Genomic DNA, 12,799 nt, shown 5'->3' on the forward strand with positions numbered 1-12,799 from the left:
GATTCGAGATGATGTCCATTCGCTCGCTCGCGGGCGCATGCCTTGCCGCGTTCGCCTCGCTATGCGTGGTCGCCGCGCCCGCCTCGGCGCAGAATTACCCGACGCGCACCATCACCATGATCGTGCCCTTCGCGGCCGGCGGTCCGACCGACGTCATCTCGCGCATCGTCACCGCCAACATGGCGCAGACGCTGGGACAGAGCATCGTCATCGAGAACGTCGTCGGCGCCGGCGGCACCACGGCCACGACACGCGCCGCGCGCGCCGCCAATGACGGCTACACGCTGATCACCGGTCACATGGGCACGCACGCCGCCTCGGTGCCGCTCTATCCGAAACTCGCCTATCATCCGGAAAAGGATTTCGAGCCGGTCGCGCTGCTTGCCGGCACGCCGATCCTGATCCTTGCGCGCAAGGATTTTCCGCCGAAGGACCTCAAGGAATTCGTGGCTTACGTGAAGGCCAATGCCGAGAAGATCAACGCCGCACATGCCGGCGTCGGCTCGGTCTCGCACGCGTCGTGCGAACTGCTGAACTCGATCCTCGACGTTAAGCCGGTCGGAGTTCCCTTCAACGGCACCGGGCCGGCGATGAACGCGCTGGTGGCGGGCCAAGTCGACTACATGTGCGACCAGATCGTCAACGCGGTGCCGCAGATCAATGCCGGCACCATCAAGGCCTATGCGATCGCCACGCCCGAGCGCAACCCGTCGCTGCCTAACGTGCCGACCACGGCCGAAGCCGGTCTGCCGGCCTACCAGGCCCAGGCATGGAACGCGATCTTCGCGCCGAAGGGGACGCCGCCGTCCGTCATCGCCACGCTGAGCGCGGCGGCCACCAAGGCGCTCGACGACGAGGCGGTCCGCAAGCGCCTGCTCGAGCTCGGCAGCGTGATCCCGGCACCCGCCAACCGCACGCCGGAGGCGCTGGCAACCCTGGTAAAGAGCGAGATCGCGAAGTGGACGCCGGTCCTCAAGCCGGCAACTTAAACCAGCACAATCAAACGGATAGGGTGGGGCGGAACACTGGTTCCGCCCCTTGTCGTTTGCCGGGGAGGTGCTCATTTTTCGGGGTATAATCGGTGCAATTAGCCGAATCGGCGTGTCGATCGGCGGCCTCGGCCGCTAAATTCGCCGCTCTCTAGAGCCTTTCCGTTCCGATTGAATCGGAACAGGGCTCTTAGATCCTAGCTTTGACGCGTTTTCTTTACGCGAACCGGTATCCACTTCGCTTGAAAACGCTCTGAAGGGCCCGAACAGACGCCATGAACCAGTATCACGACCTGCTCGAACGCATCCTCGCCGATGGCGCGCAGAAGCACGACCGCACCGGCACCGGCACGCTGTCGATCTTCGGCCACCAGATGCGCTTCAACCTGTCGGCGGGCTTCCCGATGCTGACGACCAAGCGGCTCCCGCTGAAGGCGATCGTGCACGAGCTGTTGTGGTTCCTCGCCGGCGACACCAACATCAAATATCTCAACGACAATGGCGTCACCATCTGGGACGAATGGGCCGACGCCAATGGCGATCTCGGCCCGGTCTATGGCTCGCAGTGGCGGTCGTGGCCCGCGCCGGACGGACGCAGCATCGACCAGATTGCCAACGTCATCGAGATGATCAAGCGCAACCCGGACTCGCGCCGGCTGATCGTCAGCGCCTGGAATCCGGCCGAGGTCGACAAGATGGCGCTGCCGCCGTGCCACTGCCTGTTCCAGTTCTATGTCGCGGGCGGCAAATTGTCGTGCCAGCTCTATCAGCGCTCCGGCGACGTCTTCCTCGGCGTGCCCTTCAACATCGCCTCCTACGCGCTGCTGACCATGATGGTCGCGCAGGTGACCGGCCTGAAGCCCGGCGACTTCGTGCATTCGCTCGGCGATGCGCACCTCTACTCGAACCATATCGAGCAGGCGCGCCTGCAGCTGACGCGGCCGACGCGGCCGCTGCCGACGATGAGGATCAATCCCGACGTGAAGGACATCTTCGCGTTCCGTTACGAGGACTTCAAACTCGAGGGTTACGACCCGCACCCGCACATCAAGGCCGAAGTCGCGGTGTGAGGCATTGAATGTCTCTCGCCATCCGCCGCGCGCGACCCGATGAGGCCGGACTAGTCTTCTCGCTGGTCCGCGAGCTCGCCGAGTACGAAAAGCTGCTGCACGAGGTTCGCGCCAGCGAGGCCGACATTGCCGCCGCGCTGTTCGGCCCCGATCCGCGGTTGTTTTGCGACATCGCGCAATGGAACGGCGAGCCCGCCGGCTTCGCGGTCTGGTTCGTCAATTTCTCCACCTTTGCCGGCAGCCACGGCATCTATCTGGAGGATCTGTTCGTGCGGCCGGCGCTGCGCGGCAAGGGGATCGGCAAGGCATTGCTCGTGCACCTCGCGAAGGAGTGTCTCGCCAACGGGTGGTCACGCCTGCAATGGGCGGTGCTCGACTGGAACGCGCCGTCGATCGCATTCTACAAATCGCTTGGTGCCGAGCTGATGGACGAATGGACGATTTGCCGCGTCTCCGATACGGCGCTCGCGGCGCTGGCGAAGGGAGCACGTTGATGGAGATCGTGCTCGTCGTTGCGGTCGCCGAGAACGGCGTGATCGGGCGCGACAACGCAATTCCGTGGCGGCTGAAATCCGACCAGCAACGTTTCAAGGCGATGACCCTGAACAAGCCGGTGGTCATGGGGCGCAAGACATTTGAATCGTTGCGCAGGCCGCTTCCGGGACGGACCAACATCGTGGTGACGCGCGATGCCCACTACCAGGCACGAGGGGCCGTCGTGACGACATCGTTCGAGAACGCCCGCGGCGTTGCCCATGGCGACGCGCTGCGGCGTTCGGCCACTGAGATGGCCGTCATCGGCGGCGCCGAGATCTATGCGCAGTGGATGGATGTCGCCGATCGCCTCGAGATCACCGAAGTCCACGCCAGGCCCGAGGGCGACACGCGGCTTGACATCATTGACGCGAAGGAGTGGGAAGAGGTCGCGCGTGTGCGAAATCCGGCAGGGCCGGAGGACAGCGCCGACTTCTCCTATGTGACATATCGTCGGCGCGGCCGACGTTAACCAATGTTTGCATTGACAAATATGCCCCGGGGCATAGCTCGTGCCGCCAGGAAGCTTGCGTTGTAAGGGCCCCGACGGTCCCCTATAACCGGGCCGGACATTCGAGCCCGGGCGTCGCCGTCCGGACTTGCCGAGGAGATGTTTGATGCCGTGGAAAAATCAGGGCGGGGGTCCGTGGGGCTCGGGTCCGAAAGGGCCATGGGGCTCGGGTCCGCAATCGGTCGGGCCAAGGCCGCCGGATCTTGAGGACCTGCTGCGCCGCGGCCAGGACCGGCTGCAGCAATGGCTGCCCGGCGGGCATTTCAGCGGCGTCGGCATCGCGCTGATCCTGGCTGCCGTGCTGGCGATCTGGTTCGCGACCGGCATCTTCCGTGTTCAGTCCGAAGAACTCGGCGTGGTGCTGCGTTTCGGCAAGTATGTGCGCGATGCACAGCCGGGCCTTAGATATCACCTGCCGTATCCGATCGAGACCGTGCTGCTGCCGAAGGCGCTGCGCGTGAACACGACCTCGATCGGCATGACCTTGATCGACGATCCCGCCCGGCGCGGCCGCACCATGCGCGACGTGCCGGAGGAGAGCCTGATGCTGACCGGCGACGAGAACATCGTCGACGTCGATTTCACCGTGCTGTGGCGCATCAAGCCGGGCGGCGCCGGCGCATTCCTGTTCAACATCCAGAACCCCGAGGGCACCGTGAAGGCGGTTGCCGAAAGCGCGATGCGCGAGGTGATCGGCCGCTCCGAGATTCAGCCGATCCTCACCGGCGCGCGGACTCAGACCGAAACAACCGTGCAGGAGCTGATGCAGAAGACGCTCGACACCTACGGCGCCGGCATCCAGATTGCACAGGTGCAGATGCAGAAGGTTGATCCGCCGGCACAGGTCATCGATTCATTCCGCGATGTGCAGGCGGCGCGCGCCGATCTCGAGCGCGCGCAGAACGAGGCGCAAACCTACGCCAACCGCGTCGTGCCCGAGGCACGCGGCCGTGCCGCGCAGATCATCCAGGCTGCCGAAGGTTACAAGGAGCAGGCGGTCGCCGAGGCCAGAGGCCAGAGCGCGCGCTTCCTGAAAGTCTATGAAGAGTACAAGAAGGCCCCCGAAGTGACGCGCGAACGCATCTATCTGGAAACCATGGAGCACGTGCTCGGTGGCGCGGATAAGCTGGTTTACGACGGCGGCAAGGGCCAGAACATTGTGCCCTATCTTCCCCTCGGTGAACTGACGACGCGGCGCCCGGCAGCGCCGGCCACGACCGGGCAGCAGCAGGGAGGCTCGCGATGAGGTCCCCCGTTGCGGGCATTGTGGCCCTGATTGTCCTGTTCGTCGTGATCATCGTTGCCTATAGCTCGATGTTCACCGTGCAGCAGACCGAGCAGGCTCTCGTGGTCCGGTTCGGCAGGCCGGTCGCCGTCATCACCGAGCCCGGTCTGAACTTCAAGGTTCCGTTCACCGACAGCGTCATCTCGATCGACAAGCGCATCCTCGATCTTGAAAACCCGTCGCAGGAAGTCATCGCGTCGGACCAGAAGCGGCTGGTGGTCGATGCCTTCGCCCGCTACCGCATCAAGGACGCGCTGCGCTTCTACACCAGCGTCGGCTCGATCCAGGCGGCCAATCTGCAGCTCACCACGCTGTTGAACGCGTCGCTGCGCCGCGTGCTCGGCGAAGTCAACTTCATCGCGGTGGTCCGCGACGAGCGTGAGAAGCTGATGTCGCGGATCCGCGAGCAACTGGACAAGGAGGCCGACGGTTACGGCATCCAGGTTGTCGACGTGCGCATCCGCCGCGCCGATCTGCCGGAGCAGAACAGCCAGGCGGTCTATCAGCGCATGCAGACGGAGCGCCAGCGCGAGGCGGCCGAGTTCCGCGCCCAGGGCGCGCAGAAGGGACAGGAGATCCGCTCCAAGGCGGATCGCGAGGCAACCGTGATCGTCGCCGAGGCCAATTCGACCGCCGAGCAGACGCGCGGCGCCGGCGATGCCGAGCGCAACCGCCTGTTCGCCGAAGCCTACAGCAAGGATCGGGACTTCTTCGCGTTCTATCGCTCGATGACGGCCTATGAGAACGGCCTGCGTTCCAGCGACACCCGTTTCCTGTTGCGGCCGGATTCGGAATTCTTCAAGTACTTCGGCAGCGCGAACGGCAAGCCGCCTGAGGCGGCGGCCGCCGCGCCGAAACAGTAACGCCACAAGGCGGTGATGCGACTGACGCGTCGCCGCCATCATAGAAAAACAAACATGAAGCGGGAGGCTGCGATCCGATGAGGTCCATAGCGTTCGGCGACTTCCTCATCGGCTTGGGAATCCTGTTCGTGCTTGAAGGCATCCTGTTTGCCGCAAGTCCGGCCTGGATGCGCCGGGCCATGAAGAGCGCGCTGGACACGCCCGACAATATCCTGCGTGCCGTCGGCATCGGATCGGCGGTCGGCGGGCTGATCCTGATCTGGCTGGTGCGACGATAAAGCGTCAACCATCCTTCCAGGATATCCGAAGCACGACCGCAAATGCGGATCGGGGAACTTCGGGACTCCTCATGAGCGCAATTGCGCGCCTGGTCTCGCCCGTCGGACCGTCCCGGAATGACAACGAATGACAACCAAGGCTCTACGCAATCGTGAGCCTCCTGCATCCGGTTTTTCGCCGAAATGGCAAGCTGAGATGCTTGCGCCGCGCGCCCGTTCAGGCGCAGTCTGTGGCCAACGATTTTGACCCGTTTTCCTGGAGAACTTCCGACATGACCGCTGCCACACCAGCCCTGAGCCGCCGCCTCCGCCTGATGGGGGCCGCGATCTCGATCGGTGCTGCAAGCATGCTGAGCTCCGTGCCGGCGTTCGCGCGCGGTCCCGAAGGCATTGCCGACATCGCCGAGAAGGTGATCGATGCCGTCGTCAACATCTCGACCTCGCAGACGATCGAGGCCAAGGGCGGCGCGATGCCGCAACTGCCGCCGGGCTCACCGTTCGAGGAGTTCTTCGACGACTTCTTCAAGAACCGCCGCGGACCGGGCGGCAAGGGCGGCGACAAGGGCGGCGAGTTCCAGCCGCGCAAGACCAACTCGCTCGGTTCCGGCTTCATCGTCGATACGTCGGGCATCGTCGTCACCAACAACCACGTCATCGCCGATGCCGACGAGATCAACGTCATTCTTAACGACGGCACCAAGGTCAAGGCCGAGATAGTCGGCGTCGACAAGAAGACCGACCTTGCGGTCCTGAGGTTCAAGCCGCCGAAGCCACTCACCGCAGTCAAGTTCGGCGACAGCGACAAGATCCGCCTCGGCGACTGGGTGGTCGCGATCGGCAACCCGTTCAGCCTCGGCGGCACGGTGACCGCGGGCATCGTCTCGGCGAAGAACCGCGACATCAGCCAGGGGCCGTATGACAGCTACATCCAGACCGACGCCGCCATCAACCGCGGCAATTCCGGCGGTCCGCTGTTCAATCTCGATGGCGAAGTGATCGGCGTCAACACGCTGATCATCTCGCCGACCGGCGGTTCCATCGGTCTCGGCTTCGCAGTGCCGTCGAAGACGGTGGCCGGCGTCGTCGATCAGCTGGAGAAATACGGCGAGTTGCGTCGCGGCTGGCTCGGCGTGCGCATCCAGCAGGTCACCGACGAAATCGCCGACAGCCTCAACATCAAGCCGGCGCGTGGCGCGCTGGTCGCAGGCATCGACGACAAGGGCCCGGCCAAGCCGGCCGGCATCGAGCCGGGCGACGTCGTCGTCAAGTTCGACGGCAAGGACGTGAAGGATCCCAAGGATCTGTCGCGCATCGTTGCCGACACCACGGTCGGCAAGGAGGTCGACGTCGTCATCATCCGCAAGGGCAATGAGGAGACCCGCAAGGTCACCCTCGGCCGCCTCGAGGACACCGACAAGGTTCAGCAGGTGAATGCCAAGCCCAAGGACGACACGGCCGAGAAGCCGGTGACGCAGAAGGCGCTGGGCCTCGACCTGGCGGCGCTGAGCAAGGACCTGCGCAGCAAGTACAAGATCAAGGATAGCGTGAAGGGCGTCATCATCACCGGCGTCGACGGCGCCTCCGATGCCGCCGACAAGCGCCTGTCGGCCGGCGACGTCATCGTCGAGGTGGCGCAGGAAGCGGTCTCCAGCGCTGCCGACATCAAGAGCCGGATCGAGAAGCTGAAGAAAGACGGCAAGAAGTCGGTGCTGCTGCTCGTCTCCAACGGCGACGGCGAGCTGCGCTTCGTCGCGCTGAGCGTGCAGTAGGGCTGTTCCGCACACTGCGTCATTGCCGGGCTTGACCCGGCAATCCATCGGCGAACAAGACTCTGCAAACGAAGGTGGATGCGCGGGTCAAGCCCCGGGCATGACAGTGTCTTGAGAGGCTATCCCTCGACGAACTCGTCGCGACGATACCCCTGCGCATAGAGCAGCGCGGTGAGGTCGCCATGATCGATCCGCGCCGCCGCGGCGGCTGCCACCGCCGGCTTGGCGTGGTAGGCGACGCCAAGGCCCGCGGCCTGGATCATGCCGAGATCGTTGGCGCCGTCGCCGACCACCAGCGTGTCGATGTCGTCGAGATCGAAGGATTCCATCAGCTGGACCAGGGTGGCGAGCTTGGTGGCGCGGCCGAGGATCGGCTCGATCACCTCGCCGGTCAGCTTGCCATCCTCGACCCGTAGCTGGTTGGCCCGGTTCTCCTGGAAGCCGATCCTGGCGGCGACCACGCTCGTGAACAGCGTGAAGCCGCCCGAGATCAGGCAGGTGTAGGCGCCAAGCGCGCGCATGGTCATGACGAGGGCGCGGCCGCCCGGCGTCAACGTGATGCGCTTCTCCAGCACCTCATCGACCACGCTGACCGGCAGGCCCTTCAGCAGCGCCACGCGCTCGCGCAGCGCCGACTCGAACTCGATCTCGCCGCGCATGGCGCGCTCGGTGATGGCGGCCACATGGGCCTTCAGCCCGGCGAAATCGGCGAGCTCGTCGATGCATTCCTGCCCGATCATGGTGGAATCCATGTCGGCCAGAAAAAGCTTCTTGCGCCGGGCGATCCGAGGCTGCACGACAATGTCGATCGGCAGGTCGCCGCGCGCCTCGCGCAGGCGGGCTTCGATCGCCTTGATGTCGTCCTTGCCGGTGTCTTGGCTTTCGAAGGGAATGTCGACCGCGACCTCGTTGAACAGCCATTGCGCCGGGCCCGGAGAGGGCAATACGGCCCGCGCGCCGTCAACGATGGTGGAGTCGAGTGCGGGGCTTGCGGGATTGCAGATCAGCGTGGCAACGAGGGACATGCAGGCGCATTCGGGATTGTTGGACAAGGCCGTGCTTATCGCAGGGCCGACCGCCAGCGGCAAGTCGGCGCTGGCCCTCGAGCTTGCGCAAAAAACCGGCGGGGCCGTGATCAACGCCGACTCCATGCAGGTCTATCGCGACCTCAGGATCATTACGGCGCGGCCGACCGCCGAGGAGGAGGCTCAGGTTCCGCATAGGCTCTACGGGCATGTCGATGCCGGTGTGAATTTCTCCGCCGGCGCCTGGGTCAGCGATGCGGCGAAGGTGCTCGCCGAGGCGCGCGCGCAGGGTCGTTTGCCGATCTTCGTCGGCGGCTCGGGGCTGTATTTCAAGGCTTTGACGCAGGGGCTCTCGGCGGTGCCGCCGATCCCGGCCGCGGCGCGCGAAAATGTCCGCGCGCGGCTGGAGCGCGACGGCGTCGAGGCGTTGCATGCCGAGCTGGCGCAGCGCGATCCGGTGTCTGCCGCGCGCCTGAAGCCGCGCGACCGCACCCGTATCGCGCGCGCGCTCGAAGTGGTCGAGGCGACTGGGCGACCGCTGCCCGACTGGCATCGCGAGGGCCTGCCGCCACTGCTGCCGCCGGGCGAATTCCGCGCGCTGTTTCTCGCGCCGGAGCGGGAGAGCCTCTATGCGCGGATCGACGCGAGGTTCGACGTCATGCTCGATTCCGGCGCGCTCGACGAGGTCGCTGCTCTGGCCGCCCGCGGGCTCGATCCGCTGTTGCCGGCCATGAAGGCCCATGGCGTGCCGGTGCTGATCCGACACCTGAAGGGGGAGATCAGCCGGGAGGAGGCCGCGGAGATCGGCCGTGCGGATACCCGCCACTACGCCAAGCGCCAGTTCACCTGGTTCCGCCACCAGCTTCCCGAATTCGCCTGGGTGACGCCGGAGAGGGCGCGGAAGTGGCTGGAGAACCGGACTTCGTAGTCCGGAGGAGCCAACGGGTCGCGCGAACGCGCACCCGATGACAGGCTCCGCGCAATCCGGGGACCTTACGCCGGAGGTGCTTGCCCCGAATTGCGCTGCGCTTCATCCGGGCTATGGCTCTCTCCCTTTTGATCCGGCGCCCGTCTGCCATGCGTGTTTCGCCGCGCAAAAATACTCGCCGAACGAGCGGAACCTCGTTACACTCCAAAGATCGCGAAAGTGTCTGCCTTGCCTTGACATTCAGGCTTTGGCCGTTATGTTCGCGCAACCTTTGGGAAGCCTGAGCAGTCCAGTGCGCAACATTATTACCAAACTCCTTATCGCCGTCGTACCCAGGCACACCGCCGGGGATGGCTAGCGGCCATCCAAAGACGGGCGGTGTGCATGGGGCCTCTCGGGCCCTTTTTTATTTCCCGAAGCAGCACCAAGAGAATCGACAAAAGTCGCGCAAAAACAAGCGCATCCGGAGCGAACCATGACCGACAAGAGCCACGATCCCAATCAGATGACCGGCGCCGCGATGATCGTGCGCGCGCTCATCGATCACGGCGTGCAGCATGTCTTCGGCTATCCGGGTGGCGCGGTGCTTCCGATCTACGACGAGATCTTCCAGCAGAGTGAAGTCGAGCACATCCTGGTGCGCCACGAGCAGGGCGCCGGCCACGCCGCCGAGGGCTATGCCCGCTCGACCGGAAAGCCCGGTGTAGTGCTGGTGACGTCGGGTCCCGGCGCTACCAACATGGTGACGCCGCTCACCGACGCGCTGATGGATTCGATCCCGCTGGTCTGCATCACCGGCCAGGTGCCGACCCATCTCATCGGCAACGACGCCTTCCAGGAATGCGACACGGTCGGCATCACCCGGCCCTCCACCAAGCACAACTGGCTGGTGCGCGACGTCAACGACCTCGCCAAGGTGCTGCACGAAGCCTTCTACGTGGCGACCTCCGGCCGGCCCGGCCCGGTGCTGGTCGATGTCCCGAAGGATGTGCAGTTCGCGACCGGCACCTATCATCCGCCGCGCAAATCGGACGTGCACGTCTCCTACACGCCGCAGGTGAAGGGCGACGCGACGCAGATCCGCAAGGCGATGGCGATGCTGGCCTCCGCCAAGCGTCCGGTGATCTACAGCGGCGGCGGCGTCATCAATTCGGGGCCGGAAGCCGCCAAGCTGCTGCGCCAGCTGGTCGAGGCGACGGGCTTCCCGATCACCTCGACACTGATGGGCTTGGGCGCTTATCCGGCGTCGGGACCGAACTGGCTCGGCATGCTCGGCATGCACGGCACCTACGAAGCCAACATGACCATGCATGATTGCGACGTCATGCTGTGCGTCGGCGCGCGCTTCGACGACCGCATCACCGGCCGCGTCGATGCGTTCTCGCCGGGATCGAAGAAGATACACATCGACATCGATCCGTCCTCGATCAACAAGAACATCCGCGTCGACGTGCCGATCATCGGCGACGCCGCCAACGTGCTCGGCGACCTCTTGCAGGTGTTCAAGACGGAGGCGAAGAAGCCCGACATCAAGGCGTGGTGGCAGCAGATCGCGCAATGGCGCGCGCGCAACTCGCTGTCCTACAAGAAGAACAACGATATCATCCTGCCGCAATACGCGATCCAGCGCCTGTTCGAGCTGACCCACGGCAAGGACACCTACATCACGACCGAGGTCGGTCAGCACCAGATGTGGGCGGCGCAGTTCTTCGGCTTCGAGGAGCCGTACCGCTGGATGACCTCGGGCGGTCTCGGCACCATGGGTTACGGCCTGCCGGCCGCGGTCGGCGTGCAGGTGGCGCATCCCGACAGCCTGGTGATCGATATCGCCGGCGACGCCTCGGTGCAGATGACGATCCAGGAGATGTCGACGGCGGTCCAGTACGAGTTGCCGATCAAGATCTTCATCCTGAACAACCAGTACATGGGCATGGTGCGGCAGTGGCAGCAGCTCCTGCACGGCAACCGCCTGTCGCACTCCTACTCGGAGGCGCTGCCTGATTTCGTCAAGCTTGCCGATGCCTATGGCTGCGTCGGCCTGCAGGCGATGAAGCCGTCCGATCTCGACGGCGCGATCAGCGAGATGATCTCGATCAAGCGCCCGGTGCTGTTCGATTGCCGCGTCGCGGCGCTGGAAAATTGCTTCCCGATGATCCCGTCGGGCAAGGCGCACAACGAGATGCTGCTGCCGGAAGAGGCGACCAGCGAAGCCACCGCGAGCGCGTTCGCGGGCGGCAAGGCGCTGGTGTGATGATGCAGGCCACAAATTCCATTGTCATCGCCCGGCTTGACCGGGCGATCCAGTACGCCGCGGCGTCTCTTCGGACGCCTCTGGAATACTGGATCCCCGCTTCCGCGGGGATGACACGAGAGAGGGAAGATAGACGGGAAGCCAGGATGTTTGACCTCAGCCAACTCGAGCGCGCGCACCGGATCGTCGGCACCGCGGTGCCGCCGACGCCGGTGCATGCCTGGCCGCTGTTGGCCGAGCGGCTCGGCACGCGCGTCGTGGTCAAGCATGAGAATCACACGCCGATCGGCGCCTTCAAGGTGCGCGGCGGGCTGGTCTACCTCGAGCGGCTGAAGCGCGAGCGACCCGATGTGCCGGGCATCATCTCGGCGACGCGCGGCAATCACGGCCAGAGCCTTGCCTTTGCCGCGAGCCGCCACGGCGTGCCGGCCGTGATCTACGTGCCGCGGGGCAATTCGGTGGAGAAGAACCGCGCCATGTGTGCCTTCGGCGCCGAACTGGTCGAGCACGGCGAGGATTTCCAGGCCGCGCGGGAGGAGGCCGAGCGCCGCGCGCAGTTCGCCGGCCTCCACATGGTGCCGTCGTTTCATCCGGACCTGGTGCTCGGCGTTGCGACCTATGCGCTCGAACTGTTCCGCACCGCGCCTGATCTCGATGTTCTCTATGTGCCGATCGGGCAGGGCTCCGGCATCTGCGGCTGCATCATGGCGCGCGACCTGCTCGGCCTGAAGACGGAGATCGTCGGCGTGCAGTCGACCGAAGCGCCGTCCTACGCGCTGTCCTTCGCGGCCGGAAAGATCGTGACCACCGAGACCAGCAACACCCGCGCCGACGGCATGGCGACGCGGATTCCGGATCCGGACGCGTTCGCGCTGATCCGCAACGGCGCATCCCGCATCGTGCAGGTCACCGATGACGAGGTGCGACAGGCGATCCGCGCCTACTGGACCGACACCCATAACCTCGCCGAGGGCGCCGGTGCTGCGGCGCTCGCGGCCGCACTGCAGGAAAAGGGCAGGCTCGCCGGCAAGCGGGTCGGCCTGATCCTGAGCGGCGGCAATATCGATTTCGATCTGTTTCGGACATGGATCGGGACGGATACGGCGCCGGCCGCCGAGCGGGCGGTGGCGTGATGTGCAGTTTGTTGACGATCGCTTTTTTCACCTCGCCCCGCTTGCGGGGAGAGGTCGCGCCGAAGGCGCGGGTGAGGGGGACTCTCCGCGGGTTCATCTCACACCGTCCTCGCGGAGGCTCACCCTCACCCCAACCCTCTCCCCGCAGGCGGGGAGAGGGAGT

The 12,799-nt window shown here is 65.1% G+C and carries 12 protein-coding genes; 11 read left to right on the forward strand and 1 reads right to left on the reverse strand.

Going from position 1 to position 12,799, the window contains the following annotated elements:
• Positions 1-8: 8 nt before the first annotated feature.
• From MTX19_RS10365 to MTX19_RS10400, 8 genes are all read left to right on the forward strand, one after another.
• Positions 9-989, forward strand: a complete 981-nt coding sequence (locus MTX19_RS10365) for a tripartite tricarboxylate transporter substrate-binding protein (protein ID WP_280983506.1) — start codon at positions 9-11, stop codon at positions 987-989.
• A gap of 275 nt (positions 990-1,264) precedes the next feature.
• On the forward strand, positions 1,265-2,059 hold the full coding sequence (locus MTX19_RS10370; RefSeq protein WP_280983507.1) for a thymidylate synthase: 795 nt from the start codon (positions 1,265-1,267) through the stop codon (positions 2,057-2,059).
• A gap of 8 nt (positions 2,060-2,067) precedes the next feature.
• The gene (locus tag MTX19_RS10375; RefSeq protein WP_280985954.1) at positions 2,068-2,553 is read left to right on the forward strand and encodes a GNAT family N-acetyltransferase; all 486 of its coding nucleotides are present in this window, start codon (positions 2,068-2,070) and stop codon (positions 2,551-2,553) included.
• Complete coding sequence (locus tag MTX19_RS10380) at positions 2,553-3,065, forward strand: dihydrofolate reductase (RefSeq protein ID WP_280983509.1); 513 nt, start codon at positions 2,553-2,555, stop codon at positions 3,063-3,065. Before MTX19_RS10375 ends, MTX19_RS10380 begins: the two co-directional genes overlap by 1 nt.
• 145 nt (positions 3,066-3,210) lie before the next feature.
• Positions 3,211-4,350, forward strand: coding sequence for an FtsH protease activity modulator HflK (gene hflK, locus MTX19_RS10385; protein ID WP_280976372.1), 1,140 nt, complete (start codon positions 3,211-3,213; stop codon positions 4,348-4,350).
• The gene (locus MTX19_RS10390) at positions 4,347-5,252 is read left to right on the forward strand and encodes a protease modulator HflC (RefSeq protein WP_280985955.1); all 906 of its coding nucleotides are present in this window, start codon (positions 4,347-4,349) and stop codon (positions 5,250-5,252) included. The genes hflK and MTX19_RS10390 overlap by 4 nt, the downstream gene beginning before the upstream one ends.
• 77 nt (positions 5,253-5,329) lie before the next feature.
• On the forward strand, positions 5,330-5,530 hold the full coding sequence (locus MTX19_RS10395) for a DUF2065 domain-containing protein (protein WP_280976374.1): 201 nt from the start codon (positions 5,330-5,332) through the stop codon (positions 5,528-5,530).
• 272 nt (positions 5,531-5,802) lie between these two features.
• The gene (locus tag MTX19_RS10400; protein ID WP_280983511.1) at positions 5,803-7,299 is read left to right on the forward strand and encodes a Do family serine endopeptidase; all 1,497 of its coding nucleotides are present in this window, start codon (positions 5,803-5,805) and stop codon (positions 7,297-7,299) included.
• 119 nt (positions 7,300-7,418) lie between these two features.
• On the opposite strand, the gene serB is transcribed toward MTX19_RS10400, so the two are convergent.
• A complete protein-coding gene (serB, locus tag MTX19_RS10405) occupies positions 7,419-8,324 on the reverse strand; it encodes a phosphoserine phosphatase SerB (RefSeq protein WP_280983512.1) in 906 nt (301 codons plus the stop codon).
• On the opposite strand from serB, the gene miaA reads away from it, so the two are divergent.
• The 3 genes from miaA (at position 8,323) to MTX19_RS10420 (ending at position 12,636) form a co-directional block, all read left to right on the forward strand.
• Positions 8,323-9,252 carry a tRNA (adenosine(37)-N6)-dimethylallyltransferase MiaA gene (gene miaA / locus MTX19_RS10410; protein ID WP_280984758.1) on the forward strand — a complete coding sequence of 310 codons (930 nt, stop codon included), beginning with the start codon at positions 8,323-8,325 and terminating at the stop codon, positions 9,250-9,252. The genes serB and miaA overlap by 2 nt on opposite strands.
• 475 nt (positions 9,253-9,727) lie before the next feature.
• Positions 9,728-11,503: an acetolactate synthase 3 large subunit gene (locus MTX19_RS10415; RefSeq protein ID WP_280983513.1), complete on the forward strand. Its 1,776-nt coding sequence runs from the start codon at positions 9,728-9,730 to the stop codon at positions 11,501-11,503.
• 146 nt (positions 11,504-11,649) lie between these two features.
• The gene (locus MTX19_RS10420; protein WP_280983514.1) at positions 11,650-12,636 is read left to right on the forward strand and encodes a threonine dehydratase; all 987 of its coding nucleotides are present in this window, start codon (positions 11,650-11,652) and stop codon (positions 12,634-12,636) included.
• The last annotated feature ends 163 nt before the right edge of the window (positions 12,637-12,799 follow it).

Source organism: Bradyrhizobium sp. ISRA464, assembly GCF_029910095.1.
Lineage (GTDB): Bacteria > Pseudomonadota > Alphaproteobacteria > Rhizobiales > Xanthobacteraceae > Bradyrhizobium.

Bases quoted from the DNA above. Each gene is read 5' to 3' on its own strand.
- MTX19_RS10365 (WP_280983506.1), top strand. From the start codon at position 9: ATGATGTCCATTCGCTCGCTCGCGGGCGCATGCCTTGCCGCGTTCGCC.
- MTX19_RS10370 (WP_280983507.1), top strand. From the start codon at position 1,265: ATGAACCAGTATCACGACCTGCTCGAACGCATCCTCGCCGATGGCGCG.
- MTX19_RS10375 (WP_280985954.1), top strand. From the start codon at position 2,068: ATGTCTCTCGCCATCCGCCGCGCGCGACCCGATGAGGCCGGACTAGTC.
- MTX19_RS10380 (WP_280983509.1), top strand. From the start codon at position 2,553: ATGGAGATCGTGCTCGTCGTTGCGGTCGCCGAGAACGGCGTGATCGGG.
- hflK (WP_280976372.1), top strand. From the start codon at position 3,211: ATGCCGTGGAAAAATCAGGGCGGGGGTCCGTGGGGCTCGGGTCCGAAA.
- MTX19_RS10390 (WP_280985955.1), top strand. From the start codon at position 4,347: ATGAGGTCCCCCGTTGCGGGCATTGTGGCCCTGATTGTCCTGTTCGTC.
- MTX19_RS10395 (WP_280976374.1), top strand. From the start codon at position 5,330: ATGAGGTCCATAGCGTTCGGCGACTTCCTCATCGGCTTGGGAATCCTG.
- MTX19_RS10400 (WP_280983511.1), top strand. From the start codon at position 5,803: ATGACCGCTGCCACACCAGCCCTGAGCCGCCGCCTCCGCCTGATGGGG.
- miaA (WP_280984758.1), top strand. From the start codon at position 8,323: ATGCAGGCGCATTCGGGATTGTTGGACAAGGCCGTGCTTATCGCAGGG.
- serB (WP_280983512.1), bottom strand. From the start codon at position 8,324: ATGTCCCTCGTTGCCACGCTGATCTGCAATCCCGCAAGCCCCGCACTC.
- MTX19_RS10415 (WP_280983513.1), top strand. From the start codon at position 9,728: ATGACCGACAAGAGCCACGATCCCAATCAGATGACCGGCGCCGCGATG.
- MTX19_RS10420 (WP_280983514.1), top strand. From the start codon at position 11,650: ATGTTTGACCTCAGCCAACTCGAGCGCGCGCACCGGATCGTCGGCACC.